19 protein-coding genes and 2 pseudogenes are annotated in these 26,164 nt (G+C 76.8%); 16 read left to right on the forward strand and 5 right to left on the reverse strand.

All coding sequences use genetic code 11. The features are described from left to right. From K7787_RS20405 to K7787_RS20420, 4 genes and pseudogenes are all read left to right on the forward strand, one after another. Positions 1–885: an AAA family ATPase gene (locus K7787_RS20405; RefSeq protein WP_223002485.1), complete on the forward strand. Its 885-nt coding sequence runs from the start codon at positions 1–3 to the stop codon at positions 883–885. Positions 886–890: 5 nt separating this feature from the next. Then, a pseudogene (locus K7787_RS20410) lies at positions 891–2,039 on the forward strand (vWA domain-containing protein); the annotation flags it as partial. 541 nt (positions 2,040–2,580) lie between these two features. Further along, positions 2,581–3,687, forward strand: coding sequence for an XdhC family protein (locus tag K7787_RS20415; protein WP_223002466.1), 1,107 nt, complete (start codon positions 2,581–2,583; stop codon positions 3,685–3,687). Between the two features lie 118 nt (positions 3,688–3,805). Then, positions 3,806–4,573 (forward strand): SRPBCC family protein, encoded by a 768-nt coding sequence (locus K7787_RS20420; RefSeq protein ID WP_223002467.1) that lies wholly within the window; start codon positions 3,806–3,808, stop codon positions 4,571–4,573. 353 nt (positions 4,574–4,926) lie between these two features. Here K7787_RS20420 and K7787_RS20425 read toward each other — a convergent pair whose 3' ends face one another. Then, positions 4,927–5,436 carry a metallophosphoesterase family protein gene (locus K7787_RS20425; RefSeq protein WP_019983518.1) on the reverse strand — a complete coding sequence of 170 codons (510 nt, stop codon included), beginning with the start codon at positions 5,434–5,436 and terminating at the stop codon, positions 4,927–4,929. 154 nt (positions 5,437–5,590) lie between these two features. Between K7787_RS20425 and K7787_RS20430 the strand changes: the two genes are divergently transcribed. Together K7787_RS20430 and K7787_RS20435 are read left to right on the forward strand one after the other, a co-directional pair. After that, positions 5,591–6,049 carry a MarR family winged helix-turn-helix transcriptional regulator gene (locus K7787_RS20430; protein WP_019983517.1) on the forward strand — a complete coding sequence of 153 codons (459 nt, stop codon included), beginning with the start codon at positions 5,591–5,593 and terminating at the stop codon, positions 6,047–6,049. A 90-nt stretch (positions 6,050–6,139) separates the two neighbouring features. Continuing rightward, complete coding sequence (locus tag K7787_RS20435) at positions 6,140–6,727, forward strand: hydrolase (protein WP_223002468.1); 588 nt, start codon at positions 6,140–6,142, stop codon at positions 6,725–6,727. 372 nt (positions 6,728–7,099) lie between these two features. On the opposite strand, the gene K7787_RS20440 is transcribed toward K7787_RS20435, so the two are convergent. The 3 genes from K7787_RS20440 to K7787_RS20450 all read right to left on the reverse strand — a co-directional run bounded on the left by K7787_RS20440 (position 7,100) and on the right by K7787_RS20450 (position 10,387). Beyond that, positions 7,100–7,471, reverse strand: coding sequence for a DUF6479 family protein (locus tag K7787_RS20440; protein WP_019983514.1), 372 nt, complete (start codon positions 7,469–7,471; stop codon positions 7,100–7,102). 60 nt (positions 7,472–7,531) lie between these two features. Next, positions 7,532–7,804 carry a hypothetical protein gene (locus tag K7787_RS20445; protein WP_019983513.1) on the reverse strand — a complete coding sequence of 91 codons (273 nt, stop codon included), beginning with the start codon at positions 7,802–7,804 and terminating at the stop codon, positions 7,532–7,534. A gap of 126 nt (positions 7,805–7,930) precedes the next feature. Beyond that, complete coding sequence (locus K7787_RS20450) at positions 7,931–10,387, reverse strand: SpoIIE family protein phosphatase (protein ID WP_223002469.1); 2,457 nt, start codon at positions 10,385–10,387, stop codon at positions 7,931–7,933. Positions 10,388–10,622: 235 nt separating this feature from the next. Between K7787_RS20450 and lanKC the strand changes: the two genes are divergently transcribed. The 4 genes and pseudogenes from lanKC to K7787_RS20470 all read left to right on the forward strand — a co-directional run bounded on the left by lanKC (position 10,623) and on the right by K7787_RS20470 (position 17,850). Further along, the gene (gene lanKC, locus K7787_RS20455) at positions 10,623–13,418 is read left to right on the forward strand and encodes a class III lanthionine synthetase LanKC (RefSeq protein ID WP_223002470.1); all 2,796 of its coding nucleotides are present in this window, start codon (positions 10,623–10,625) and stop codon (positions 13,416–13,418) included. A gap of 55 nt (positions 13,419–13,473) precedes the next feature. Continuing rightward, complete coding sequence (locus tag K7787_RS20460; protein ID WP_019983510.1) at positions 13,474–13,590, forward strand: SapB/AmfS family lanthipeptide; 117 nt, start codon at positions 13,474–13,476, stop codon at positions 13,588–13,590. Between the two features lie 244 nt (positions 13,591–13,834). Beyond that, a pseudogene (locus K7787_RS20465) lies at positions 13,835–15,571 on the forward strand (ABC transporter transmembrane domain-containing protein); the annotation flags it as partial. Positions 15,572–15,954: 383 nt separating this feature from the next. Further along, positions 15,955–17,850, forward strand: a complete 1,896-nt coding sequence (locus K7787_RS20470; protein WP_223002472.1) for an ATP-binding cassette domain-containing protein — start codon at positions 15,955–15,957, stop codon at positions 17,848–17,850. On the opposite strand, the gene K7787_RS20475 is transcribed toward K7787_RS20470, so the two are convergent. Continuing rightward, positions 17,819–18,379: a LuxR C-terminal-related transcriptional regulator gene (locus K7787_RS20475; protein ID WP_019983507.1), complete on the reverse strand. Its 561-nt coding sequence runs from the start codon at positions 18,377–18,379 to the stop codon at positions 17,819–17,821. The genes K7787_RS20470 and K7787_RS20475 overlap by 32 nt on opposite strands. A gap of 405 nt (positions 18,380–18,784) precedes the next feature. Between K7787_RS20475 and K7787_RS20480 the strand changes: the two genes are divergently transcribed. The 6 genes from K7787_RS20480 to K7787_RS20505 all read left to right on the forward strand — a co-directional run bounded on the left by K7787_RS20480 (position 18,785) and on the right by K7787_RS20505 (position 25,623). Next, the gene (locus tag K7787_RS20480) at positions 18,785–20,941 is read left to right on the forward strand and encodes a SpoIIE family protein phosphatase (RefSeq protein WP_223002473.1); all 2,157 of its coding nucleotides are present in this window, start codon (positions 18,785–18,787) and stop codon (positions 20,939–20,941) included. Positions 20,942–21,065: 124 nt separating this feature from the next. Next, entirely contained in the window at positions 21,066–22,037 is a 972-nt protein-coding gene (locus tag K7787_RS20485; protein ID WP_308036406.1) for a DUF4129 domain-containing protein, read from the forward strand. Beyond that, positions 22,034–22,570: a hypothetical protein gene (locus tag K7787_RS20490; protein ID WP_223002475.1), complete on the forward strand. Its 537-nt coding sequence runs from the start codon at positions 22,034–22,036 to the stop codon at positions 22,568–22,570. The genes K7787_RS20485 and K7787_RS20490 overlap by 4 nt, the downstream gene beginning before the upstream one ends. Before the next feature lie 64 nt (positions 22,571–22,634). Continuing rightward, positions 22,635–23,642, forward strand: a complete 1,008-nt coding sequence (locus K7787_RS20495; protein WP_223002476.1) for an AAA family ATPase — start codon at positions 22,635–22,637, stop codon at positions 23,640–23,642. Next, a complete protein-coding gene (locus K7787_RS20500) occupies positions 23,639–24,982 on the forward strand; it encodes a DUF58 domain-containing protein (RefSeq protein ID WP_223002477.1) in 1,344 nt (447 codons plus the stop codon). The genes K7787_RS20495 and K7787_RS20500 overlap by 4 nt, the downstream gene beginning before the upstream one ends. Beyond that, on the forward strand, positions 24,979–25,623 hold the full coding sequence (locus K7787_RS20505; protein WP_223002478.1) for a hypothetical protein: 645 nt from the start codon (positions 24,979–24,981) through the stop codon (positions 25,621–25,623). The genes K7787_RS20500 and K7787_RS20505 overlap by 4 nt, the downstream gene beginning before the upstream one ends. The last annotated feature ends 541 nt before the right edge of the window (positions 25,624–26,164 follow it).

The following is a 26,164-nucleotide window of genomic DNA, read 5'->3' on the forward strand; positions in this document are numbered from 1 at the left end:
ATCACCGCCGTCGACAGCCCCGAGCAGGTCCGCGCCCGTCTGGAGGAGACCGGGTACCTCGTGGACGACGGGCTGGCCGTCGCCTGCTTCCTGGCGCTCAGGCTGCACCGGCCCGTCTTCTGCGAGGGCGACGCGGGCGTGGGCAAGACCGCGCTCGCCGCCGCCCTCGCCGAGGCGCTGGACGCGCCGCTGATCCGGCTCCAGTGCCACGAGGGCATCGACGCCTCCCAGGCGCTGTACGACTGGGACTTCCCGCGTCAGCTGCTGCATCTGCGGGCCGCCGAGGCGGTGGGGGTCGAGGACGCCGAGCGGCTGGAGCGCGAGCTGTACGACCGGCGGTTCCTGGTCGCCCGGCCGCTGCTGCGCGCGCTCCAGACACAGCCGTCGGTGCTGCTGGTGGACGAGATCGACCGCGCCGACGACGAGTTCGAGGCGTTCCTGCTGGAGGTGCTCTCCGAGTTCCAGGTGACGGTCCCGGAGCTGGGCACGCTGCGGGCCGAGGTGCCTCCGGTGGTCGTGCTGACCTCCAACCGCACCCGGGAGGTGCACGACGCGCTGAAGCGGCGCTGCCTCTACCACTGGTTCGACCATCCCGGCTTCGCCCGCGAACTGGCCATCGTGCGGCGGCGGCTGCCCGGGGTGTCGGCGCGGCTGGCCGAGCAGGTGACCGCGCTGGTGCAGGCGCTGCGTACCGAGGACCTGCTGAAGCCGCCGGGGGTGGCCGAGACCCTGGACTGGGCGCGCGCCCTGGACGCGCTCGGCGCGGACGAGGTGGACGCGGAGCTGGCGGTGGCCACGCTCGGCGCGGTCCTGAAGTACCGCGAGGACACGGACCGGGCCCGGGGCCTGGACTTCGCGGCGATCCTCGCCGGGCGGGAGGCGTGAGGGACGTGTTCGGTTCCGCACCCGCCCGGACGGCCGGCGGCGCGGCCCCGTCGGGGGCCGACGCGGTGCTGGTCGGTTTCGCGCGGGCGCTGCGGGCGGCCGGGGTCGCGGTGAGCGCCGAGCGGGTGCACGCCTTCCTGCGCGCGGTGGCCGTGCTGCGGCCGGGCATGCGGGCCGACGTGTACTGGGCGGGGCGGCTGACGCTGTGCGGGGACCGGGACGACCTGGAGCGCTACGAGCGGGTGTTCGCCGCGTACTTCGGTGCGGGAGGGCCGCGCGTCCGGCCGGTGCGGACCCCGCCCCGGCCGCGGCTGCGCCCGGTGGTGCGGGAGGCGCCCGACGGCGCGCTCGGCGGTGGCCGGGACGAGGAGCGGCGGGGGCCTGCGGTGGCCTCCCTCGCCAGCTCGGCCGAGGTGCTGCGCCACCGTGACGTGGCCGGGCTCGACGCGGCCGAGCGGGCGCAGGTACGGCGGCTGCTGGCGGCGTTCGCGCTGCGCGGCGAGGCGCGGCGCAGCGCACGGCGGCGGCCCGCCCGGCGCGGGGCCGTCGATCCGCACCGCACCGTGCGGGAGCTGCTGCGGCGCGGCGGGGAGCCCGCGCTGCTGCGCCGGCACGCGCGCACGCAGCGGCCTCGGCGGGTGGTGCTGCTGGCGGACGTCAGCGGCTCCATGGCGCCGTACGCCGACGCGCTGCTGCGGTTCGCGCACGCGGCGGTGCGGGGGCGGCGCACGGAGGTGTTCACCATCGGCACCCGGCTGACCCGGGTGACGCGGGAGCTGTCCCACCGGGACCCGGACCTGGCGATGGCGGCCGTGGCCGAGGCCGTGCCCGACTGGCGCGGGGGCACCCGGCTGGGCGAGCTGCTGCGCGCGTTCCTGGACCGGTGGGGGCAGCGGGGCATGGCGCGCGGAGCGGTCGTCGTACTGCTGTCGGACGGCTGGGAGCGCGGCGATCCGCGGCTGCTCGCGGATCAGATGCGGCGGCTGCACCGGCTGGCGCACCGGGTGGTGTGGGCCAACCCGCGCAAGGCGCGCCCCGGTTACGCCCCGCTGGCCGCCGGGATGGCGGCGGCCCTGCCGAGCGTGGACGCGTTCGTCGAGGGCCACAGCCTGGCCGCGCTGGAACGGCTGGCGGCGGTGGTGCGGGGCGCGGAGACGGAGGAGACCCGGACGACGGCCGCCCGGACGACGGCCGCCCGGGCGACGGCCGGCGTGGCGGGTCCGGGTCCGGCGGGCACGGCGGGCAAGGCAGCGGGCGGCGGCGCGGGGCGGACGGGGACAGCGGGGGCGGCGGGCACGGCAGGCACGGCAGCGGGCGGCGGCGCGGGACGGACGGAGCCGGCGGGGGTGGCGGGGCCGGCGGCGGATCGCGGCGCGGGAGCCGGACCGAGGGACGCGGGAGCCGAACCGCCGGGCGCAGCGGGGCAGGCGGAGACGACAGGGGCGGCGGGGACGGCGGCCGGGGGCGCGGTAGAGGCGGCGGCGGATCGCGGCGCGGCAGCCGGACCGATGGATGCGGCGGGGCGGGCGGAGACGACGGGGACGGCGGGACCGACGGGGCCGGCGGCGGGGACGGCGGGCAGGGACGCGGTAGGGACGGCGGGTCGGGAGGTACGGATGTCGAGTGACGGTCCGGGCCGTGCGGGCCCGGGGCGGGCCGGGCGCCCTGGGGACGCCGGGCGGGAAGGAGTGGAGCGTGCGTGACATTCTTCCGGCGCTCGGACGCTGGTACGCGGCGCGGGCGCCCTTCGCACTGGCCACCGTCGTCTCGGTGAGCCGCAGCGCGCCGCGCGACCCCGGCGCGGCGATGGCGGTCGGCCCGGACGACGAGGTGGTGGGCAGCGTGTCCGGGGGGTGCGTGGAGGGCGCGGTCTTCGAGCTGGCGCAGGAGGTCATGGCGAGCGGCGAGGCGCGCCTTGCGACCTTCGGGTACAGCGACGAGGACGCCTTCGCGGTGGGTCTCACCTGCGGCGGCGAGATCAGTGTGCTGGTCAGGCCCGTGACGCCCGCGACCGACCCGGCGTTCGGGGCGGTCGCGGCGTCGGTGGCCGCCGGGGAACCGGTCACCGTCGCGACCGTGGTCGACGGTCCCGCGCCGCGCGGCGCGACGCTCGCCGTGTGGCCCGGGACGGTGACGGGCACGCTCGGGACGCCCGGCCTGGACGTGGCGGTCACCGCCGACGCCCGCGGCGAACTGGCCCTGGGCGCCACCGGGACGCGGCACTACGGGGCGCACGGCGAGCGCCGCGAGGACGCCGTCGCCGTGTTCCTGCACTCCTTCGCCCCGCCGCCGCGGATGCTGGTGTTCGGCGCGATCGACTACGCGGCGGCGGTCGCCCGGATCGGCGCCTTCCTCGGCTACCGGGTGACGGTGTGCGACGCCCGCCCGGTGTTCGCCACGCCGAAACGGTTCCCCGACGCGGTGGAGGTCGTCGTGGACTGGCCGCACCGCTATCTGCGCGGCACGGACACCGACGCGCGCACGGTGATCTGCGTCCTCACCCACGACCCGAAGTTCGACGTGCCGCTGCTGGAGGAGGCGCTGCGCCGCCCGGCCGCCTACATCGGCGCGATGGGCAGCCGCCGTACCCACGACGAGCGGCGCGAACGGCTGCTCGACGCCGGTCTGACCGAGGCCGAACTGGTCCGGCTGCGCTCGCCGGTCGGTCTCGACCTGGGCGCCCGCACCCCCGAGGAGGTGGCCGTGTCCGTCGCGGCCGAGATCATCTCGCTGCGCTGGGGCGGCACGGGCATGCCGCTCACCGCGACCGGCGGCGCCATCCACGCGGTCCGCTCCGCCTGACCGCCCGCCCGTCCGACCGCCAACCACCCTCCCCCGACACCGCCCCCGACACCGACCACCAACCGTTCCCCCACCGGGCCGCTGACCGTTCGACCGCCTGACGGCGAGGAGGAAGTCCATGGAACTGCGCCACGAGTTCACCGTTCCCGTCCCGGTCGACGACGCCTGGCGGGCGCTCCTCGACATCGAACGGATCGCCCCGTGCCTGCCCGGGGCGACCGTGGAGGACTACGACGGCAAGACCGTGACCGGGTCGGTGAAGGTGAAGCTGGGTCCGATCACCGTGACGTACAAGGGGACGGCGGTCTTCGAGGAGCAGGACGAGGCCGCGCACCGCATGGTGCTGGCGGCGAACGGCCGGGAGACACGCGGCCAGGGCACCGCGCGGGCCACCGTGACGGGCGTCCTGGAGGAGCGCGACGGCGGTACGGCCGTGTCGGTGCTGACCGATCTGACGGTGACCGGCCGCCCGGCGCAGTTCGGGCGGGGGGTGCTGGCGGAAGTCGGCGACCGGCTGGTGGGGCAGTTCGCCGACTGCCTGTCGCGGCGGCTGGCCGGGACGGCGCCCCCGGCGGGGACGGCGACGCCCACCGCGACGTGCCCCGAGCCCACTCCGGTCGTGCGTCCCGAGCCGAAGCCCGTCACGGTCCCGGCGGCGGGCGACACCGGCGACGGCGCGGCGGCACGCGGTCCGGCCGGCTCCAGCGGTCCCGGCGGCCCGGGCGGTCCCGGCGGTCTCGAGGCGGGCTTCGGCGGCGAGTCGGAGCCGATCGATCTGCTGCGCGTCGCCGGGGTGCCGGTGGCCAGGAGGGCCGCCGCGGCGGTCGGGGCGGCCGTGGTGGTCGCGCTGCTGGTCGTGGGCGTACGGCGGCTGCGGCGCGGTTGAGCGGCCGGGCCGTCTGTCTTCCCTGGGGCCGCTGGGAGTGACCGTGCCGGAGTGCCCGGTGTGACGCAAGTGGTCCGGATTTTTTCCCGATTCCCGGAATCGGGTGGTTCAGGGACGTAGGAAGGGGTAGGCGGGCCTGCAACGGATGAGGCATGCACGCCTCCGCAGCACATGTGCGGCACATCTCCGCTGGAAGGAGGTCCGTGACAGCGCATACTCGCAGCTTCCGGGCTGCTTCCGCGCACGGAGCGGCCCGGATCTCGCCGAGAAGTCGGAACCGAGAAAGGGAAGAGTGACTCTGGGGCGGCCCCCGACGGGGCCGCCCTTCCGCCGTTTCGGGAGGTCCCGCGCCGTCACCGCGTCCGGCGCTGCGGCAGCCGGTGCAGCCGGACCTCGGTGAGACGGCCGTCGGCGAGGGCGGCGGTCATGTAGGTGCAGTGCGGCTGGCGGCGCCGGTCGGTCGGGGAGCCGGGGTTGAGCAGCCGCAGCCCGGTGGGTGCGGTGGTGTCCCAGGGGATGTGGCTGTGGCCGAACACCAGCACGTCGAGGTCGGGGAAGCGGGCGGCGCAGCGCGCCTCGCGGCCCTGGGCCGGCCCGGTCTCGTGGACGACGCCGAAGCGCACGCCGTCGAGGTCGGCGCGGGCCACCTCGGGCAGGCGGGCGCGCAGTTCGGGGCCGTCGTTGTTGCCGTGGACGCCGATCAGCCGGCGGCTGCGGCTCTCCAGCAGGTCCAGGGTGGCGGTGTCGACCCAGTCCCCGGCGTGCAGGACGACGTCGGCGCGCGGGAGTTCGGCGAGCAGCGGCTCCGGGAGTTCCTTGGCCCGCTTGGGCAGATGGGTGTCCGACATGAGGAGCAGGCGCACGGGGCCAGCGTACTGCGGGAGCCGTCCCGGGAAGCACGGCGGCGGCCTCCCGCGCGCCCCCGGGCGGCCCGCGGCCTGCGGCCCCCGGTAATCTTCAGGTAAGGCTGTTCAGTTCCAACTGGAAAGTTTCGGTTGAAGGTTCTACGGTGACGGCATGGACCAGAAGCCCACCGAGGCGCCCGAGGGCGTCTCCGCCTCCGCTGGGCGCGCGGCGCGCGATCTGCGGGTGGTGTTCAGCCGCCTGCGGCGCCGTATTCGCGAGGTCGCGCAGGAGGACGACCTCACGCCGTCCCAGGTCTCCGCGCTCACCCTGGTCGGCAAGCACGGAGCGGCCACGGCCAGCGCGCTGGCGGCCGCCGAGGGCGTCCGTCCGCAGTCGATGGCCGCGACCCTCGCCGCCCTGGAGCGGCACGGGCTGATCCGGCGCGCTCCGGACCCGTCCGACGGCCGCCGCCAGCTCGTCACCCTGACCGAGAGCGGCCGGGAGCGCATCGAGGGCAACCGGCAGATCCGCGCCGAGTGGCTGACCCGGGCCCTGGACGAACGGTTCACCGAGGACGAGCGGCAGAAGATCGTCGAGGCACTGGCCCTGATGGAACGGCTGACCGGCTGAGCGCGCCGCCCGGCCGCCCCTTCACACCCCCGAGAAACACCGAATCCCGTACCCCTACCCCTCTCCCCCAACCCCCGAAAGGCCCGAGCAATGGCACTCACCACCCTCGACCCGCGCACCGCCCTCGTGGTGATCGATCTCCAGGCCGGCATCGCCTCCGCGCCGACCGTCCCCTACCCGGGTTCCGAGGTGGTCGCGCGGTCGGTCGAGCTGGCCGACGCCTTCCGCGCCCACGGCCTGCCGGTCGTCCTGGTCCGGGTCTCCTTCGCCGCCGACGGCGCGGACGCCGTGCCCGGCCGCAACGAGATGTCCGGCGCGGGCGGCCACGTCCGCCCCGAGGGCTGGGACGTGATCGTCCCCGAGCTGTCCGGCCACCCCGGCGACATCACCGTCACCAAGCACAACTGGGGCGCCTTCCACGGCACCGACCTGGACGTGCAGCTGCGCCGCCGCGGGGCGACGCAGATCGTGCTGACCGGCATCGCCACCAGCATCGGCGTGGAGTCCACCGCGCGCGCCGCGTACGAGCACGGCTACCACGTCACGCTGGCCACCGACGCGATGAGCGACATGGCCGAGGAGACCCACCGCAACAGCGTGGAGCGGATCTTCCCGCGCCTGGGCGAGACGGGCACCACCGCGGAGATCCTGGAGCTGCTGGCCAAGACCCACGGCTGACACACGTGTGCGGGGGCGTCCGGCGCATGCTGCGCCGGACGCCCCCGTGTCGCTCACCGCGGGGTGCGGGCTCTGTCAGTCCTCGCCCCGCACGATGTTCCACTCGGGGCCGCTGCGGTCTCGCCGGGGGCCGCCGCGCTCCTCCTCGAGTGCCGGGAGACAGGTGCGTACGCCCTGCTTCCCCTTCCGTCGGGCCTGCGACCAGCCCGTTTCGGGGCGGTCGACTGCCGGTGCCTCAACGGTGTGCGCGGTCACGGCTCCTCATCCACTTTCTGCTTCCGGTGCGGTGCGGGGTCCTGGGGGAACCCCCGTCGTCCTGGCCGGTCGGGTCCCCGGGCGCGCCGCGGGCAAACCCGGGCGGCGCGGCCCGGGTCACGTCCCGCCGGGGCCGCCGCTGCCGAAGGAGCCGCCGGAGCCCTGGTCCCAGCGCGGCCGGTCCTGGTCGTCGCTGCGTCTGCTGCCGGGCGAACCCAGTTCGTGCGGGGACAGGCGCCGGCCGGTCTCCTCGGCGCGCGGGACCTCGTCCGGTTCGCGCCGCTGATGGGTCTCGTGCACCGGCCCGGAGTCCGGCCGCGTCGGATGCTCGCCGCCCCTGGGGGTCCTCGGCTCGCGCTGCTTGACCTTGATGCCGAGCCGTACGGCCCAGATCAGCAGGCCGACGACGATCAGACCGCCGATGACCACGAGGAGAATCCCGACGACCGAGCCCGTGCCCGCCGCCATTACGTACCCGCTGGTGTCCATGCGCCCCGGGTACCCGCCCGCGACCGGCGGATACCTGGCGTGGCCCGCGGTCCGGGACGCTCAGCCGCCGTCCGGATAGGCCGCTCGCGCCACCTCGGACTCGACGTCCGGGCGGGGTCTGCCCGTGGTGTGCGCGTAGTCGGCCAGGGCGGCCTGGAGGTCGCGGGCGAGGTCGCGCCAGGCCCGGACGGCCGTCTCGTAGGTCTCGCTCTGCAGCGCGGTCCACCGCACCTGCGCGGGCGGCCCGTACATCTCGCGCAGGTGCTCGACGCGGGTGTGCGCCTCGTCGGCCGCCCGCTGCTTGGCCACCAGTTCTTCGAAAGTGTGGGACACCTATCGACCGTAAGCACCGCGGGGGTGAGCGGCGACTCGAGACCTCAGGACCGGGGCGCGCGGCACACCGTGCACCGTGACACACCCGCGCCGTGACACACCGCGCGGCGACACGACCCGGCCCGCTCATCCCCGCAGCGGCAGCTCGCACCACACCTGTTTGCCGCCGCCCACCGGGAGGGTGCCCCAGGCCGCGGACAGGGCCTCGACGAGATAGATGCCCCGGCCCCCGGTGGCCTCCCAGCCGATGCTGGGCGGCTTGACCGGCGTACGCGGCGAACCGTCCGCGACGGCGATGCGCAGCCGGTGGCTGACGAGGGTGAGGTCCAGGCGGACCTGGCCCTCGGTGTGCACGAGGGCGTTGGTCACCAGTTCCGAGACGACGAGCAGGGCGGCGTCGGTCTCCTCGGTCACCCCCCAGGCGCGCAGGGTGCGCCGGGTGAAGCGGCGGGCGTGCCGGACCGCCTCGGGGACCCGCCACACCGTCCAGCTCTCCCGCAGCGGGCGTACGGCCAGGCCGTCGTAGCGCATCAGGAGCAGGGCGATGTCGTCGTCGCGGCGGGCGCCGGTCAGCAGCGCGTCGGCGACCAGGCCGAGGTGGCCGGGGTCGGCGCCGGCCAGGCCGCGGGCGAGCCGGTCGATGCCCACGTCGATGTCGGCGTCCGGGGACTCCACGAGACCGTCGGTGGCCAGCGCGAGCACGGTGCCGGACTGGAGCCTGACCGGGGTCATCGGGAAGTCGGCCTCGCTCTGCACGCCGAGCGGCGGCCCGCCCTCCGCCGGCACGATCTCGGTACCGCCGTCCGGGTGACGCAGCACCGGCGGCAGATGTCCCGCCCGCACGCACCAGGCGGTGCCGGCCTCCATGTCGACGTCGACGTAGGCGCAGGTGGCGAAGAGGTCGGTCTCCATGTCCAGCAGGAGCCGGTTGGCGTGCGAGACGACCACGTCCGGCGGGTGCCCCTCGACGGCGTAGGCGCGCAGCGCGGTGCGCATCTGGCCCATCAGGGTGGCGGCGCCCGCACTGTGGCCCTGGACGTCGCCGATGACGAGGGCGACGTGGTTGTCGGGCAGCGGGATCACGTCGTACCAGTCGCCGCCGACCTCCAGTCCGGCGGTCGCGGGCAGATAGCGGGCGACGGCCTCGGCGCCGGGGAGTCTGGGCAGCCGGCGCGGCAGCAGGGTGCGCTGGAGGGTGGCGACGAGTTCGTGTTCGGCGTCGAAGGCGCGGGCGCGCATCAGGGCCTGCCCGGCCAGGCCCGCCGAGGCGGTGAGCAGGGCGCGTTCGTCGGGGCCGAAGTCGTGCGGGGCGTCCCAGCCGATCAGGCAGGCGCCGGCCATCCGGCCGCCGGCGGGCAGCGGCAGCACGGCGAGGCCGCCCGGGCCGACCTCGGCGAGGGCGGGTTCGAGGGCGGTCCCGGCGGGCCAGATGCTGGCCCGGCCCTCGCGCAGCGCGGCGGCCAGCGTGGGCATGGCCCGCACGGGCGCGTCGGGCCATTCGCTGCGCCACTCCAGGCGCCACAGTTCGGGCCAGGCCTCGGGTTCGGGCGGGTCGAGGACGGTGACGACGAGCCGGTCGTTCTCCAGCTCGGCGAGGGCGATCCGGTCGGCGCGCAGCGGTCTGCGCAGCGCGGCCACCACGGCCTGGCTGACGTCGCGGACGGTGCCCGCGGTGGCCAGGGCGGCGGCGAGCCGCTGGACGCGGGCCACGTCGGTGACCCCGGAGCGCAGCGCGGAGGCGTCGGCGACGGTGCCGACCAGGCGGGCGGGGCGGCCCTCGCCGCCGGGCAGCAGCCGGCCGCGCAGCCGCAGCCAGCGCGGCGGGCCGGTGGGCCGTACGACGCGGAACTCCAGCTCGCGTTCGCCGATGGACATGTGGTCGGCCTCGACCACGGACATCAGCGAGGGCAGGTCCTCGGGCACGGTCCGGGCGAGCAGCGTCTCCACCTTGCCGTCGAAGTCGGCGCGGTCGATGCCGAACAGGCCGAGGACGTCGTCGTCCACGTCGACGCGCCCGGTGTCCATGGCGAGGCCGAACCCGCCCGGCGGCAGCTCGCCGGCGCGCGGGGTGCGCGCGGGCGCGGGGCAGGCGACGGCCTCGGCGATCAGGCGGAGGCAGGCGCGGTCCTCGTCGTCGAAGCCGCCGGGGCGCTCGGTGACGACGAGCAGGCAGCCGCCCGTCCCGCCGGTCAGGGGCAGCGCGGCCAGGGAGACGTCGCCCGCGGGCATCCGGCGGGAGTCGGCCCCGGCGGCGAGTTCCTCGGGCCCCAGCCACACGGGCCGGCCGGTGCGGTGGGCGTCGGCCGGCGGGGACGGCCCGGTCAGGGAGTAGGTGTCGCGCAGCCCGTACAGGGTGCGCGGCACCCCGGCGGTGTCCGCCAGGCACAGGGCGTCGCCGCCGCCGGGGGTGTAGAGGCCCGCGAAGGCGGCGCCGGTGAAGACGAGGGTCTGTTCCAGGACGCTGTGCGTCCGCTCGGGGGCGGGCAGCCCGGCGGCCAGCGTCGCGAGGGCGAGTTCGGCACGCGTCAGCCGCGAAGTCCTCGTTCCGCGTGCCGTAGTGCCCTCACTGACCACGTTGGCCATTACAGCGCGTATCGCAGCCCGGCGCAGCCCCTGTGACAGCAGGTTCCGCCCGGTTCCGGCGGGCGTGTCCGGCGGACCGGGCTCCTCCTCGCCGGGGTTTTCGAACGGCTCCCGGGCCGTCCTTTCGAACAGATCTTGACGCGTGCGTTCTGCACGGTGGTCTGGTGACAGTCGTGACTGTCGGCCGCCCCCGCCCGGCTGGAAGGCTCGGTGCCGACCAGGGAGGGGAACGGACATGGACCAGCGCTACGAGGTGTACGCGCTCGCCGATCCGCACTTCTACGAGACGCCCGACCGGCTGTCCCAGGGAGAGCGGACCGCCGCGCCGCTGTACGGGACGGCCCGGCGCGCGGTGCCCGAGGGGTGGGACGCGGCACGGATCGGCGACTGGCTGACCCTCACCCCGCTGGACGCCGACGGCCGGCCCGAGCCCGGCCCCGCGCAGGGCTGGAAGGTGCACGCCTCGGCGACCCGGACCAACGCGGACGAGATCGCCTCGATCGTCTGGGACTACTGCGTGCCGCGCCGGATCCCGTTCAAGTTCGTCCCCGGGCCGCATCTGCTGCACCTGCGCAACACCAAGTACGCGGGCCGCGACACCAGCGGCAAGTTCGTGACGCTGTACCCGGCCGACGAGGAGCAGTTGCACCAGGTGCTGCGCGAGCTGGGCGCGCTCCTGGAGGGCTTCGAGGGGCCGTACATCCTCACCGATCTGCGCTGGGGCGAGGGACCGCTGTACGTCCGCTACGGCGCCTTCGCGCGGGTCTTCGTCGTGGACGAGCGCGGCTCGCTGGTGCCGGCGGTGCGCGACGGCGAGGGGCGGCTGGTCGCGGACCGGCGGGCGCCGTCCTTCCAGGTCCCCGAGTGGGTGACGCTGCCGTCCTTCCTGGAGCCGCACCTGGCGGCGCGCAACACGACGACGGTCGGCGAACTGCCGTACCGCATCGAGAAGGCGCTGCACTTCTCCAACGGCGGCGGGGTGTACGCGGGCACCGACACCCGCGACGGGCGGCGGGTGGTCCTCAAGGAGGGCCGGCCGCACGCGGGCCTGGCGGCCGACGGCGCGGACGCGGTGACCCGCCTCGAACGGGAGAAGGCCGCGCTGGAGCAGGTCTCCGGGACCGGCGTCGTGCCGGAGGTGCGGGACTGGTTCACCCTCGGCGAGCACCGCTTCCTGGTCATGGACTTCCTGGAGGGCAAGCCCCTCAACTCCTACTTCGGCGAACGGCATCCGCTGCTCACCCCGGACCCGGACCCCGAGGCGGTCGCCGCGTACACGGCGTGGGCGCTGCGCGTGCACGGCGCGGTGGAGCGGGCGGTGGCGGCGGTGCACGAGCGCGGCATCGTCTTCAACGATCTGCACGTGTTCAACATCATGGTCGGGCCCGACGACGAGTCGGTGTCGCTGCTGGACTTCGAGGCGGCGGCGCCGGCCGCGGAGAACGGCCGCCAGGTGGTCGCCCACCCGGGCTTCTTCGCCCCGCCGGACCGCACCGGCCCCGACGTGGACCGCTACGCGCTGGCGTGTCTGCGGCTCGCCCTGTTCCTGCCGGTGACGACGCTGTTCGTGGTCGACCGGGGCAAGGCGGCGCATCTGGCGGAAGTGATCGCCGAGCAGTTCCCGGACGTGCCGCGGGAGTTCCTCGCGGAGGCGGTCGCGGAGATCACCCGCGAGGTGCGCGGCCCGGAGGGCGGCGGTGCGGGCGCGGACGCCGACGGCGCGGGGGACGCGGCGGACCGGGACGAGCGGGCAGGCCGGGCGGTCACGGCCACCGTCGGGCGTGCGGACGCGGTGACCGGCGGACGTACGGGCGCGGCGGCCGAGGGGCGTGCGGGCAGAGCGGCCGGCGGGCGTGCGACCTTGCCGGACGGCGCCCGGGCCGCCTCGTTCGTGGACCCCGCCGACTGGCCCTACAGCCGTGACTCCATGGTCAAGGCGATCCTCGCCTCGGCCACCCCCGAACGCGCCGACCGGCTCTTCCCGGGCGACATCGCGCAGTTCTCCGACGGCGGCGGACTCGGTCTCGCGCACGGCGCGGCCGGCGTGCTGCACGCGCTGGCCGAGTGCGGCGCCGAACGCTACGAGGAGGGCGAGCGCTGGCTGCTGGCCCGCACCGCGCCGCCCCCGGCGGGCACCCCGTTCGGCCTGTACGACGGACTCGCGGGCGTCGCCCACGTCCTGGACCGCCTCGGCCACCGGCAGCGCGCCCTGGACCTGGTGGACGGCATCCTCCGCGAACGGTGGCAGAACCTCTCCTCCGACCTGCGCGGCGGGCTCGCCGGACTCGGCCTGGTCCTCGACGGCCTGGCCGAGACGACCGGCGAGAAGGAGCTGCGCGCACGGGCCGATGAGGCCGCCCGCATCCTCGCCGACCGGCTCGCCGAGCCGGTCCCGGACACGCCCCGGCAACGGGCCGGGCTGCTGCGGGGCGCGAGCGGACCCGCGCTGTTCCTGCTGCGGCACTTCGAGCTGACCGGCGAACGCGAGTGGCTGGACGCCGCGGCCGTCGCCCTGCGCCGGGACCTCGCGCAGTGCGTGCGGCAGAAGAGCGGGAACGGCCTGGAGGTCGACGAGGGCTGGCGGACCCTGCCCTACCTCGGCGACGGCAGCGTGGGCATCGGGATGGTCCTGGACGACTTTCTCGCGCACGCCGCCGACGAGGAGTTCGAGCAGGCCCGCGCCGGCATCCTCACCGCCGCCACCTCCCGCTTCTACGCGCAGCCCGGCCTCTTCCAGGGCCGCGCCGGAATGATCCTGCACCTCAGCCGCACCACCGCGCCGGGCGCCACCGACCGGCGGCTGACCGAACAGGTCGCCGCACTCGGCTGGTACGCGATGTCGTACCAGGGCCAACTGGCCTTCCCCGGCCACCAGATGATGCGGCTCTCCATGGACCTCGCCACCGGAACGGCCGGGTGCCTGCTCGCTCTCGCGGCGGCACTCGACGGCGAGCGGCCCGCCCGGCTGCCGTTCCTGCCGCCCCTCGGGCGGCCCTCACAGACGCGGCCCCGCGACCACGCGGAGTCGTGACACAACCCCCGTCCCCAGCAAGGGTTTCCCGGGACGCCTACCGAAAGGACATGACATGGCCCTTCTCGACCTGCAGACGATGGAGTCCGACGAGCTGAACGGCGGCGGCGGCGCGAGCACCGTCAGCCTGCTGTCCTGCGTCAGCGCGGCGAGCGTTCTGCTCTGTCTCTGACGGACATCGTGCCTTACCGGCTCCGGACGGCCCTCCCCACGGGGGAGGGCCGTCCGGAGCCCCATGTCCGCCCCAGGATGCGAGGCCCCGCCGTATGACGCCGCCGCCCAGGCCCGAACGGCCGCCCAGCCCCGAACCACGGCCCGGCCACGCGCCGCGGTCCGCCCCGGAACCGCCGCCCGGCTCCGCGACGCCGCCCACACCGTCGGCGCCCGGCAGCACGCCGGCCGCCGCCGACGCGGCCATGCCCCGCCCCGGGAAGAGCGGCGGAACCGGGCCGGGCCGGGCTCTGCTGCGGGCGGCCGTGCGGCACAGTGCCGTGCGGTGCGCCCTGCTGTGCCTGGTGGGCGTGGGGGCGGCCGGGGCCGGGCTGCTGCTGCCCGCCGTGCTCGGCCGTACCCTCGATCTGCTGCTCACCCGCGCCCCGGCCGGCCGCTGGGTCGCGTACTCCGCCGGGCTCGTCCTGCTGCTCGCGCTCCTCGACATGGCGGAGGCGGTGCTCCACGGCACCACCGACGCGCGGGCCACCGCCTGGCTGCGCGGGCGGCTGACCGGGCACGTGCTCGCCCTCGGCCCGCGCGCCACCGACCGTTTCGGTTCCGGCGAGCTGGTCGCCCGGCTCGTGGGCAGCGCCGCGCAGGCCGGGACGGCGCCCACCGCGCTGGCCGCCTCGGCCGCCGCCCTGGCCGGCCCGGTCGGCGGCGTGGTGGCGCTCGGGCTCATCGATCCGTGGCTCGCCGCCGTGTTCCTGGCCGGCGCGCCGCTGCTCGCCCTGCTGCTGCGCGCCTTCGCCCGCGACTCCTCGGCCTGCGTGGCCGAGTACCAGCGCGTGCAGGGGCGGATCGCGGCGGCGCTCGCGGAGGCCGTCGGCGGCGCCCGTACGATCCGGGCGGCCGGGACCGAGGACCGCGAGACGGCCCGTGTCCTGCGGCCGCTGCCCGAACTGTCCCGGGCCGGACGGCTGATGTGGCGGGCGCAGGGCCGGGCCGCCGCCCGGGCGGTCGCCGTGGCCCCGCTGCTGCAACTGTCCGTCGTCGCCGTCGCCGGGCTGCTGCTGGCCCGGCACCGGCTGACCGTCGGCGAGGTGCTGGCCGCCTCCCGGTACGCGGTCCTCGCGACCGGCGCCGGAGTGCTGGTCGGACAGCTCGCCGCGCTGGTCCGGGCCCGGGCGGCGGCCGGACGCCTCGGCGAGATCCTGGCCGAGCCCGCGCCCGGCCACGGCAGCCGTCCGCTGCCGCCGGGTCCGGGCCGCCTGGAGCTGCGCGGGGTGACCGCGCGGCGCGGCGACCGCACGGTGCTGGCCGGCGTCGATCTCACCGTGCCCGGCGGTACGACCCTCGCGGTGGTCGGCCGGTCCGGCGCGGGCAAGTCGCTGCTGGCCGCCCTCGCCGGACGCCTGGCCGACCCGGACGCCGGGGAGGTGCTGCTGGACGGCGTGCCGCTGCCCGAGCTGGCCCACGACGAGCTGCGGCGCGCGGTCGGCTACGCCTTCGAGCGGCCGGTGCTGCTCGGCACGACCGTCCAGGACGCGATCGGCCTCGGGGTGAGCGCGCCCCCGGCCGACCGGGTCCGGCAGGCGGCCCGTACGGCCTGCGCGGACGCCTTCGTCCGCCGGCTGCCCGAGGGCTACGCCACTGCCCTGGCCGACACGCCCCGCTCGGGCGGCGAGTCCCAGCGGCTCGGCCTGGCCCGCGCCTTCGCGCACGGCGGCCGGCTGCTCGTCCTGGACGACGCGCTCTCCAGCCTGGACACGATCACCGAGCACCGCATCACCCGCGCCCTGACCGAGGGCGACGTCGCCGCCACCCGTCTCGTGGTCGCCCACCGCGCCGCCACGGCGGCCCGCGCCGACGCGGTGGCCTGGCTGGACGGCGGCCGGGTGCGCGCCCTCGCCCCGCACGCGCGGCTGTGGCGGGAGCCGGAGTACCGGCGGGTGTTCGGGGAGTACGCGGAGGGCGCGGAGGAGGCGGAGGGCGCGGCGGCGACGGACGGCGCCGACGGAAGCGGCGGCGCCGACGGGACCAGCGGCACCGCCACGCCCGGCGGTGCCGACCCGATCGGCGACGCCACCGCGACCGGCGGCGGCATCCCGATCAGCGGTGCCGACGAAACGGACGGCGGCACCGGCGGGACGGGCGGGGGTACCGGCGGGACGGACGGCGCGGCGCGCGGCCCGGCAGCGTCGACACACGCGGCGGACGCGACGCGCACGTCGGCGTCGACACACGCGGCGAAGGCGACGCGGGCGGCGGACGCGACGCGCACGGCGGAGGCGACACGCGCGGCGGACGCCCCCGCCCCCGCCCCCGCCCCCGGCCCACCGCACCTCACCAGCTCACCGCGCCCGGCGAACGGAGCACGCCCGTGACCCGAGAACCCCGTGCCGCGCACGCCCCCCGCGCGCCCCGTGCCCTGCGGTTTCTGCGCGGCCACGGACGCGAGTTGGCGCGGCTGGGCGGGTGGTCGGTGCTGGAGACCGGGCAGACGTTCCTGCTCGGCTACGCCCTGGCCCGCGCCATGGACGACGGGTTCCTGGCCGGGCGGGCGGGCGTCGGCCTGGCCTGGCTGGGGGTGGCCGGGCTCGGGGTCGTCGCGGGCGCCTACGGCACCGGCCGGGTCTACCGGGCGGTGGCGGCGCTGGTCGAGCCGTTCCGGGACCGGCTGGTGCGGCGGGTGGCGGCGCGCGGGGTCGGGGAGGCGGACAGCGGGGCGCTGTCCCGGCTGACCCAGCAGGTGGAGATCGCCCGGGACACCTTCGCCGGGCTGGTGCTGGTCTCCCGGTCCTTCCTGGTCGCCATGGCCGGCGCGCTCGTCGGGCTGTTCTCGCTGGCGCCGCTGCTCCTGCTGGTCGTCGCGCCGCCGCTGTTCGCGGGGGTCGCGGTGTTCGCGGCGACGCTGCGGCCGCTGGCCCGGCGTCAGGAGGCGTACCTGGTGGCGGACGAGGCGCTGGCGGAGCGGTTGAGCGCGGTGTCGCCGGGGCTGCGGGACGTGACGGCGTTCGGCGCGGAGGAGCGGATCGCGGCGGACGTCGCTCGGTGCGTGGCGGCGGAGCGCCGGGCGGCACAGGCGCTGGCCCGCTGGGGTGTCGTCCGGGTGGCGTCCCTGGCGCTGGGCGGCCAGTTGCCCGTCGTGCTGCTGCTGGCCGCCGCGCCCTGGCTGCTGGCCCACGACGTCACTCCGGGCGCCCTGGTCGGCGCCCTCGCCTACGTCACCCAGTCCCTGCTGCCCGCCCTGCACAATCTGATCCACGGTCTCGGCACCAGCGGCGCGCGTCTCACGGTCGTCCTGCGCCGTCTGCTCCCGCCGCAAGCGCCCGCCGGACCGTCCGCCCCGGAGCCTCGGCCGCCCGCCGCGTACGGGCCGGCGCCCGGCGCGGAGCGCCCCTTCCCGGGCGGCCGGGAATCGCCGTTCGAGGCGGGCCGCAGCGCCGGAACTCCGCAACGAACCGGCCCCCGCGAGCCATCCGGGCGGCCCCCGGAGCCCGCGCTCTCCCTCTCCCGCGTCACCTTCGCCTACGGCCCCCACAGCGAGCCCGTGCTGCGGGACTTCGATCTGGTCGTGCCGCACGGGGGCCATCTGGTGGTCGTCGGGCCGAGCGGGATCGGGAAGTCCACGCTGACCGCGCTGGTGGCCGGGCTGCTGGAGCCGGCCCGCGGCGAGATCCGGGTGTGCGGGTCGCCCGTGCCGGGGGCGGCGGCGGCCGCGCGGCGGGTGCTCATCCCGCAGGAGGCGTACGTCCACTCCGGCACCCTCGCCGAGAACCTCCTCCACCTGCGCCCCGGCCCCGTCCCGGAGGCGGAGCTGCTCGCAGCGGCCGACGCGGTCGGCCTGACCGGGCTGCTGCACCGCCTCGGCGGCCCGGCCGCGCCGGTGGACCCGGCGGCGCTGTCGGCGGGCGAGCGCCAGCTGATCGCGCTCACCCGCGCCTATCTGTCCCCCGCCCCGCTCGCGCTGCTCGACGAGGCGACCTGTCATCTGGACCCGGAGGCCGAGGCCCGCGCGGAGCGCGCCTTCGCCGCCCGGCCCGGCGGCACCCTGGTGATCGTGGCCCACCGGGTCAGCTCGGCGCGGCGCGCGGACCGCGTCCTGGTCATGGACGGGCGGGACACCGCGTACGGCACCCACGAGGAGCTGCTGGCGTGCTCCGCGCTCTACCGCGAACTGGTCGGCGACTGGTCGCCCCCGCGGCCACCGGCTTCCGCACCCGCGAGCACGTCCGCCGCCCGGGTCACAGCCACCCCTCCCCCTGCGAGATTCTGATCGCGTCGATGCGGTTGCGCGCCCCGGTCTTGCGGGTGATGGCCGCCATGTAGTTGCGCACGGTCCCGTGGGACAGGTGCAGGCTGCCGGCTATCTCGGCGACGGAGGCGCCCTCCGCGGCCAGCGACAGCACGCTCAGCTCCCGCCGGGTGAGCGGCATCTCGGCGGCCTTGACGAAGCCGAAGCCCAGCGAGTCGTCGACGAAACGTTCCCCCGCGGCGACCCGGCGTATGCCGTGCACCAGCCGGTCCGGCGAACCCTTCTTGTCGACGTAGCCGAGCGCCCCCGCCTCGATGGCCCGCCGTAACAGCCCGGGGCGGTCCGCGCCGGTCAGGACCAGCAGGCGCGGCGGGCCGGCGACCGTCCCGCGCGGGCACAGGTCGCCCAGCGGCGGCAGCCCGTGCGCGTCGGCGTGGTCGAGGTCGGCGGCGCAGACGTCGGGCCGGACGGCGCGTGCCCGTGCCGCCGCGCTGCGCCACGGTGTGTCGTACACCTTCAGGTCGGGCTCCCGGCGAAGCCACTCCGCCATGACAGACCGCACCAGACATGCGTCGTTCACCAGAAGTACCCGGATCACTGCCGCCCCCTTCAGCTCGCCTTGCACCGGTTTTCCGTGGATGGTCAGCGCGTGCCCAATTCTTGGGGGCGCGGGCCCCCACCGTGCGCGGAGATCCAGCCATCGGGGTGCGCGGGGGCGCACTCGTGGCGCTTGTCCGCCCGCGTGCGCTCCGGCCGTGGGGGCATGGACCGTGGCCGAGTGGGTATGGCGCGGCGGCGCGTCCTCACCCTGTCCTACGACGCGTACGGCTTCCGGCGGCCGGCCGCCCCGGCGTGCGCGCCACGCGCCGTACGCACCGCTCGCCGTGCGCGCCGGGCCGGGAAGGGGGAACCTTGATCCCTGGGGCCCGTCACGCGGCCGGACGGGTACGAGGAGGTGGTCGGCGTGTCCGACGGGCGCGGTCCGGGACAGCCGCCGCCGGCCGCCCGGGGTGCGGCCGGCCGGCCGCTGCTGTCCCTCGCCCTGGCCGCCATGCTGGACGAGGTCCACGCCCACTCGGGCGCGGTCTACCTGCTCGCCCCCGACCAGCCGGTGCTGGAGATGGCGGTGATGGCGGGCATGCCGCGCGATTTCGCCGCGCCCTGGGAGCGGGTCGGGCTGAGCGCCCCCATCCCGGTGGCGCAGGCGCTGCGCGAGCGGCGGCTGATCTGGGTGAGCGGCGAGGAGGAGATGGTGCGCCGCTATCCGCGGATCGCCGTCGTCCTGCCCTACCCCTTCGCCCTGGCCGCGCTGCCCCTGGCCACCCGGGACGCCGCGTACGGCGCGGTGTTCGTGACCTGGCCCGCCGCGCATCCGCCGGTGCTGTCCGACTGGGAGCGCGACCATCTGAGCGCCGCCTGCGACCGGCTGGCGCTGCGGCTGGAGCGGGCCGCGGCCGAGCGCCGGCCGGTGCTCGCGGAGCCGGATCTGCTGGGCACCGGGCCGTCCGGCGGCACGGCCGGCTCGCTCGGCGCGGTGGAGGCGGCCCGGATGGTGTCGCGGCTGCCGTACGGGCTGGCCGCGCTGGATCTGCACGGCCGGGTCTCCTTCGCCAACACCGCGGCGGCCGACCTGCTGGGCCTGCCCGTCGCCGAGCTGCTCGGCACCCGGCTGTGGACGTCGGTGCCGTGGCTGAGCGACCCGATGTACGAGGACCGCTACCGGGGCGCGCTGCTGAGCCAGCACGTCACCTCGTTCGTGGCGCTGCGGCCGCCGAGCGACTGGCTGTCGTTCCGGCTGTACCCGAGCACGACCGGGCTGAGCGTGCGGATCAGCCGGGCCCGGGCGGTGGCGGAACTCGGCCGCGGCACGCCCGGGCCCGGCGACGGCACCTCACCGTCCAGCCTGGTGACCATCTCCCGGGTGCTGGGCCTGGCCGGGGCGCTGACCGAGGCGGTGGGGGTACGGGACGTGGTGCAGTTGGTCGCGGACGAGATCGTGCCCGCGGTCGGCAGCCAGGCCCTGATGATCCTCGGCTCGCAGTCGGGGCGGCTGCAGGTGCTGGGGCAGCGCGGCTACCGGGACCGCCGGGCCGTCGAGCAGTTCCACGGTACCCCGCTGTCCGCGCCGACCCCGAGCACACGTGTGCTGTCCACCGGGGCGCCCGCCTTCTTCAGTTCCCGGCAGGAGCTGGAGCGGCTGTACCCGGTGCGGTACGCGGTGCGCGACGACTTCGCGGCCTGGGCGTACCTGCCGCTGATCGCCTCCGGGCGGCCGGTGGGCACGTGTGTGCTCGCCTACGCCGAACCGCACCCCTTCCCGGCGGACGAGCGCGCCGTCCTGACCAGTCTGGGCGGTCTGATCGCGCAGGCGCTGGAGCGGGCCCGGCTCTACGACGCCAAGCACCGGCTGGCGCACGGTCTGCAACAGGCGCTGCTGCCGCACTCGTTGCCGCGGGTGCCGGGCTTCGACGCCGCCGCGCGCTATCTGCCCGCCACCCAGGGGATGGAGATCGGCGGGGACTTCTACGACCTGGTGCCCACCCCGCCGCCCGCCGCCGTGATCGGGGACGTGCAGGGGCACAACGTGACGGCGGCCGGGCTGATGGGCCAACTGCGCACCGCCGTCCGCGCGTTCACGACGGTGGGCCAGGAGCCGCAGGAGGTCATGCGGAGCACCAACCGGCTGCTGATGGACCTGGGCGTCGAGCTGTTCGCCAGCTGTCTGTATCTGCGGCTCGATCCGGCCGACGGCTCGGCCGTGATGTCCCGGGCCGGGCATCCGCCGCCGCTGCTGAGACGGCCGGACGGCCGGGTGCGGGTGCTCGACCTGGCCGGCGGCCCGCTCCTGGGCATCGACCCGGCGGCCACGTATCCGACGACCCGGGTCGGCCTCGCCCCCGGTTCGGTGCTCGTCCTGTACACCGACGGGCTGGTCGAGTCGCCGGACGTGGACATCGAGGACGCCCTCGCCGAACTGGGGCAACGGCTCGGCGAGGCCGGGCGGACGCCGCTGGACGAGCTGGCGGACTGCCTGGTGCGGCACAGCGCGGCGGCCCGGGAACGCGCCGACGACGTGGCCCTGTTGCTGCTGCGGGCGCGGGGGGACGGCTGAGGGGCGGGTGCCCGGCGGGATTCCCCCGGCGTCGGGCCGGGCGCACGCCCGGGAGCGGAGCCCCGCTGCTGACATGCTCGCGATCCATGTGCGAAGCTGCGCGTCACGAGGGAGGGGGCGTGCCGTGGGGCGGGGGCGTACGGCGGGCGGGCGACGGCGGCGGGGCACGGTCGGCGCCGCACAGGCCGCGTCGGCGGTGCTGGTCGTGGGCGGGACCGCCCTGGCGGCGCTGCTGCTGCGGCCCGGCGCGGGACTGTTCGCCGCGGGCCGCGGGCCGCTCGGCGGCAACTTCCTCGTGGTGACCGGCTTCGCCCTGCTGGCGTTCCTCGGCGGCTTCGCACTGCGCGGCAAGTACCTGGAGCAGCTGCGCACGGGCCGCGAACTCACCCCGGTGGAAGAGCGGTTGGCGGACGGCGTGAGCCGTGTCCTGACGGCCGTGGCGCTGGTCCTCCCGGTGCTCGTCCTGGCCCTGCACCGGTTCGGCTCGTCCGGCGGCGACCCCGGGGGCGGGCGGGCGCCGCACCGGCCCGTCGAGCGGCGGGACCCGGTGCGCACCCAGCCGCCCGTGACGCCCGCCGAACCCGGCGATCACAGCTCACACCTGGATGTGACGCCGGTCCTGCTCGGTCTGGGCGCCGCCCTGCTCGCCGTGGCCGCGGTGATCGCCGGGGTGTACCTGTGGCGGTATCTCACCCGGCCGCCGGAGCCCGGGAGCCCGGCGACGTACGCGACGCTCGGCGACGAGCGGGAACGCCTGGCCGAGGCCGTGGACTCGGGGCGCCGCGCCCTCCTCGACGGTGCCGGCGCCCGCGCGGCCGTCATCGCCTGCTACGCCGCCATGGAGACCTCGCTCGCCGACTCCGGCACGGCCCGGCGCGCCTCGGACAGCCCGCAGGACCTGCTGGAGCGGGCCGTCGCCGACGGCCTGCCGCCGAGGGCCGCCGCGGAGCTGACCGCCCTGTTCCGCGAGGCCCGTTACTCCACTCACCCGATGGACGGCGGCCACCGCGACCGGGCCGCCGCCGCGCTCGCCGAGATCGCCCACGACCTGCGCTCCCGCACGGGCGAGCCCGAAACCGTGGCGGACGCGCTGTGAAGGCGCCCGCGAGGATCAGAGCCCTCGTCGGCGCGGCGCTCGGCGAACCCGGCTCGGTACGGCACTCGCTGACGGTCCTGGGCGCCGTCGCCGTCGGGGCCGTGGCGCTGCTCGCGGCGGCCGACGGCGCCGCCGCCGCGGGCTGCGGCCTCGCGCTCGTCACCGTCGTGGCGCTGGCGCTGGGGCGCCATGCCGCGGGCGGCGCCGCCCAGGACAGCGGCCACCGCAAGCCGGTGCGCCTGCTGAGCGGCCGGGCGCCGGCGCTCGGCGCATGGCGGCGTCTCGTGGCCGACACCCTCGCCGAGGACGGGGCGGCGCACTTCCGCGCCGTGATGCGGCCCCAGTTGCAGCGGCTGTTCGCCGCCCGGCTCGCCGAACGGCACGGCGTGGCGATGCACCGGAGCCCCGAGCGGGCCCGGGCGCTGGTCGGCGCCGAGCTGTGGCCGTGGATCGACCCCGGCGCGGCCGCCCCCGGGCCCACGCCGCCCGAGCCCGTCCTGCGCGCCCTGCTCGACCGCCTGGAAGCCCTGTGACCGGCCGCACCGCCGCCGCCCCGCCACCCGCACACCCCGACCCCGCCCCGGGAGGACCCAGACCGTGACCAGCCCGCAGCCCACCCCGGCCCCCGACGTCCTGACCCCCCGGCAGGCCGGCGAACGGGCCGCGGCCGTGCTCGACGAGATCCGCACGGCCGTGGTCGGCAAGGCGGAACCGCTGGCCCTGGTGATGCTCGGCATCCTCGCCGGCGGCCACGTCCTCATCGAGGACCTGCCCGGACTCGGCAAGACGCTGCTGGCCCGCTCCTTCGCCACCACCCTCGGCCTGGACTTCCGCCGTATCCAGTTCACCCCCGACCTGCTGCCCTCCGACGTCACCGGCGCCCCGTTCTACGACCAGCGGACCGCCGAGATGGTGTTCCGGCCCGGCCCCGTCTTCACCCATCTGCTGCTCGCCGACGAGATCAACCGCACCCCGCCCAAGACCCAGGCCGCGCTGCTGGAGGCGATGGCCGAGTCCCAGGTGTCCGTCGACGGGAGCACCCGGCCGCTGCCGGAGCCCTTCGTGGTCGTGGCCACCGCCAACCCCATCGAGTACGAGGGCACGTACACGCTGCCCGAGGCGCAGCTCGACCGGTTCCTGCTGCGGGTGCGGATGGGCTATCTGACGGCCGCCCAGGAGACGGACCTGCTGCGCGCACGGCTCGACCGGGCCGCGCCCGAGGCCGTGCTGCGCGCGCTCAGCGGTCCGGACGAGGTGCTGGCCATGCGGGCCGCCGTCGAACGCGTCGAGGTGGACGACGACCTGCTGGAGTACGTCGTCGCGCTGGTCGGCGCCACCCGGGCCCACCCGCACATCCAGGTCGGGGCCTCCCCGCGCGGCGGCCTGGCCCTGGTGCAGCTCGCCCGCGCCCGGGCCGTCCTGGACCTGCGGGACTACGTCGTCCCCGAGGACGTCAAGTCGGTGGCGGTGCCGGCCCTCGCCCATCGCGTCACCCTCAAGCCGGAGCTGTGGGTGCGGCAGATCGACGGCGACGACGTGATCCGCGAGATCACGCAGTCCGTGCCGGCGCCCCGGACGCTGCCGCGCACGCCGGTCGCGTCATGACGGAGCCCGCGCCGGCCCGCGCGGCCGCCACCGTCCGGCGGGCCCTGGACGGCCGCCTGGACGTGACCACCGGACCACCGCCGCCGCCCCCGCCCGGCCGGCGCGCCGGTGAACGCGCGCTGCGCCTGGGCACGTTGGCCGTCGTCGCGCTGTCCGCCGCGCTGCTCACCGGACGGCCCTGGGTGCTCGCGCTCGCCGCCGTCCCGCTGGTGCTGCTCGCGCTCGCCCTACCCGGCGGACCGGGCACCGGCGCGGTGACGGCCGAGGCCGAGGTGGAGCCGCGACGGTGCTTCGAGGGCGAGCAGGTGCGGGTGCGGATCGCGGTGACCTGCGACGGGGAGGCCGGCCGGCTGGACCCCGGCGTCGTCCTCGGGCACGGGGTCCGGCTCGACCGTCTCGCGGTCGGCCCGCACCACGTCGAACTCGTCCTGACGCCGCGGCGCTGGGGCCGCTGGACGCTCGGCACGGTCGACGTGGACGTCTACGACCGGGGCGGACTGGCCCGGCGCACCGTGCGGGCCGAACTCGGCGAGGTCGCCGTGTTCCCGGTGCCCGGACACACCCGCCTCACACCGGTCCCGGTCCGGCTGCCGCAGCGGATCGGCGAGCACACCTCGGCGCAGCGCGGCGAGGGCGTCGAGGTCACCGGCGTGCACCCGTACGTACGCGGCGAGCGGCAGCGCCGGATCCACTGGCCGGCCACCACCCGCCGCGGCGCGCTCCAGGTCCACCGGTTCGCCGCAGAGCGCACGGCCGACACGGTGGTGCTGCTGGACGTGCTCGCCGACGTGGTCGATCCCGCCACCGGCGCCTCCACGCTGGACGAGACCTTCCGGGCCGCCGCCGGGCTGGTCCGCGCCTATCTGCGCACCCACGACCGGGTCGGCGTGGTGTCGGTCGGCGGCGCGACCCGCTGGCTGCGACCGGGCGGCGGCCAGGGGTACTTCTACCGTGTGGTGGAGAGCGTGCTGGCGGTCCGCAAGGACTTCGCGCACCGGGCGGCGGGCCTCGACTCGCTGCCGCCGCCCGCCCTGCCCGAAGGGGCGCTGGTGTACGTCGTCACACCGCTGACCGACCAGCGGATCCTCGAGGTGCTGCACCAGGTGCGCAAGCGGGCGAACCCGATGGTCGTGATCGAGATCCCGGCCGGCGATCCGGTCGTGGAGGCGGGCGACAGCGAGGGCGAACTCGCGCTGCGGCTGTGGCGGGCCGACCGCGACGCGATGCGCTTCGCCCTCGTGGAACGCGGCATCGCGGTCGTCGCCCACCGCCCCGGCGAGAGCCTCGACCTCGCTCTTGCGCCGCTGCTGCGGGCCCGCATCCGCGGAGGGAGCCGATGAGCACCGCCCCCGCCGCACGACCGGAGCCGCGCCCCGCCGGGAGCCGGGCCGGTCTGCTCCTGTCCCGTGTCACCTCCCGTCTCACCGACCGGCTGCTCGGCACGGCCCTCGCCGTCGCCGCCTGCGACCCGCCGGCCGTCTGGCACGCGCGGCTGCCGGTCAAGGTGCTCGTCCTCGCGGTGGCGGCGGCCGCGTGGTGGGCCGCTCCAATGGTCGACGCGCGTCCCGTGCGGACCTCCATGCGCTGGTGGACGGTGGCGGCCCGCCGCAGGACGACCGTGCTGCCGGCCGCCGCGATCGCCCTCGCCGCGGTCACTGATCCCCCGACCTGGCTGGTCGTCTGCGTCGCCGCGCTGCTGCTCGCCTATCTGCTCGTCACCGACGCGTGGACGGCAGGCGTCACGGCACCTCCGGGCGACGGGCCCCGGGCGACCCCGGCGGTGGCGGCCGCCGCCGCGAGCACGGTGGTCCTGCTCGCCGCCCACGCGCCGGTCGCGGACACCTCCTGGTCCCGACTGCCCGCCGCACTCGCCGTGGCCGCGACCGTGCTCTGCCTGACCCTGGCACTCCGAGGCCGCCACCGCCCGCGCGGCGACCGGCCGGGCGACGGCCACGCACGCGGTGACCGCCCGCGCGACTGAACGCCGCCCGGCCGACGCCCCTGCCCCGGCTCGCTGCACCCGGCCGACCGGCTGACTGGCCGTCGGCTCGCCCCTGGCCCGGCGGACGGTCGGGGCCGACGGGCTGCGGGGGTCCGGTGGCATGCCGGAGGCGGGGCGGCTGCCAGGCCGGACGGGGCGTCGGCCGGCCCCGACCGTCCGCCGGGACCGACGTGTCGCCCCTGGACCGGACTCACGGCCCCGACGTGGCAGCCGGGCGAGCGCGCCACCGACGTGGCGGTCGGGCGAGCGCGCCACCGAGGCGGCCGACGCGTCGGCCGGGCAAGCGCCTCGCCGGGACCGGTGCGCCGCTTGGGCAAGCGTCTTGCCGGACCGACGTGTCGGGTCGGCACCGGCGCACACCCGGGACCGCCTGTCGCCCCGGAGTCGGCCTGTCACCCCGGAGCCGACGGGACGGCGGCCGGGCAGGCGTCGCCGAGACGGCATGCCGCCCAGGGCCGGCGCGTTGCCGGGTCCGACGTGTCGACCGGGCAGACGCGTCGCGGGACCAGTGCGTCAGCCG

Origin of the sequence: Streptomyces sennicomposti, from assembly GCF_019890635.1 — a bacterium.
Lineage (GTDB): Bacteria > Actinomycetota > Actinomycetes > Streptomycetales > Streptomycetaceae > Streptomyces > Streptomyces sennicomposti.

Excerpts from the sequence above, each read along its gene's own strand:
- K7787_RS20420 (WP_223002467.1), top strand. The coding sequence starts at position 3,806 with ATGGAACTGCGCCACGAGTTCACCGTTCCCGTCCCGGTCGACGACGCC.
- K7787_RS20430 (WP_019983517.1), top strand. The coding sequence starts at position 5,591 with ATGGACCAGAAGCCCACCGAGGCGCCCGAGGGCGTCTCCGCCTCCGCT.
- K7787_RS20435 (WP_223002468.1), top strand. The coding sequence starts at position 6,140 with ATGGCACTCACCACCCTCGACCCGCGCACCGCCCTCGTGGTGATCGAT.
- K7787_RS20440 (WP_019983514.1), bottom strand. The coding sequence starts at position 7,471 with ATGGACACCAGCGGGTACGTAATGGCGGCGGGCACGGGCTCGGTCGTC.
- K7787_RS20450 (WP_223002469.1), bottom strand. The coding sequence starts at position 10,387 with ATGGCCAACGTGGTCAGTGAGGGCACTACGGCACGCGGAACGAGGACT.
- lanKC (WP_223002470.1), top strand. The coding sequence starts at position 10,623 with ATGGACCAGCGCTACGAGGTGTACGCGCTCGCCGATCCGCACTTCTAC.
- K7787_RS20460 (WP_019983510.1), top strand. The coding sequence starts at position 13,474 with ATGGCCCTTCTCGACCTGCAGACGATGGAGTCCGACGAGCTGAACGGC.
- K7787_RS20475 (WP_019983507.1), bottom strand. The coding sequence starts at position 18,379 with ATGGCGGAGTGGCTTCGCCGGGAGCCCGACCTGAAGGTGTACGACACA.
- K7787_RS20500 (WP_223002477.1), top strand. The coding sequence starts at position 23,639 with ATGACGGAGCCCGCGCCGGCCCGCGCGGCCGCCACCGTCCGGCGGGCC.
- K7787_RS20505 (WP_223002478.1), top strand. The coding sequence starts at position 24,979 with ATGAGCACCGCCCCCGCCGCACGACCGGAGCCGCGCCCCGCCGGGAGC.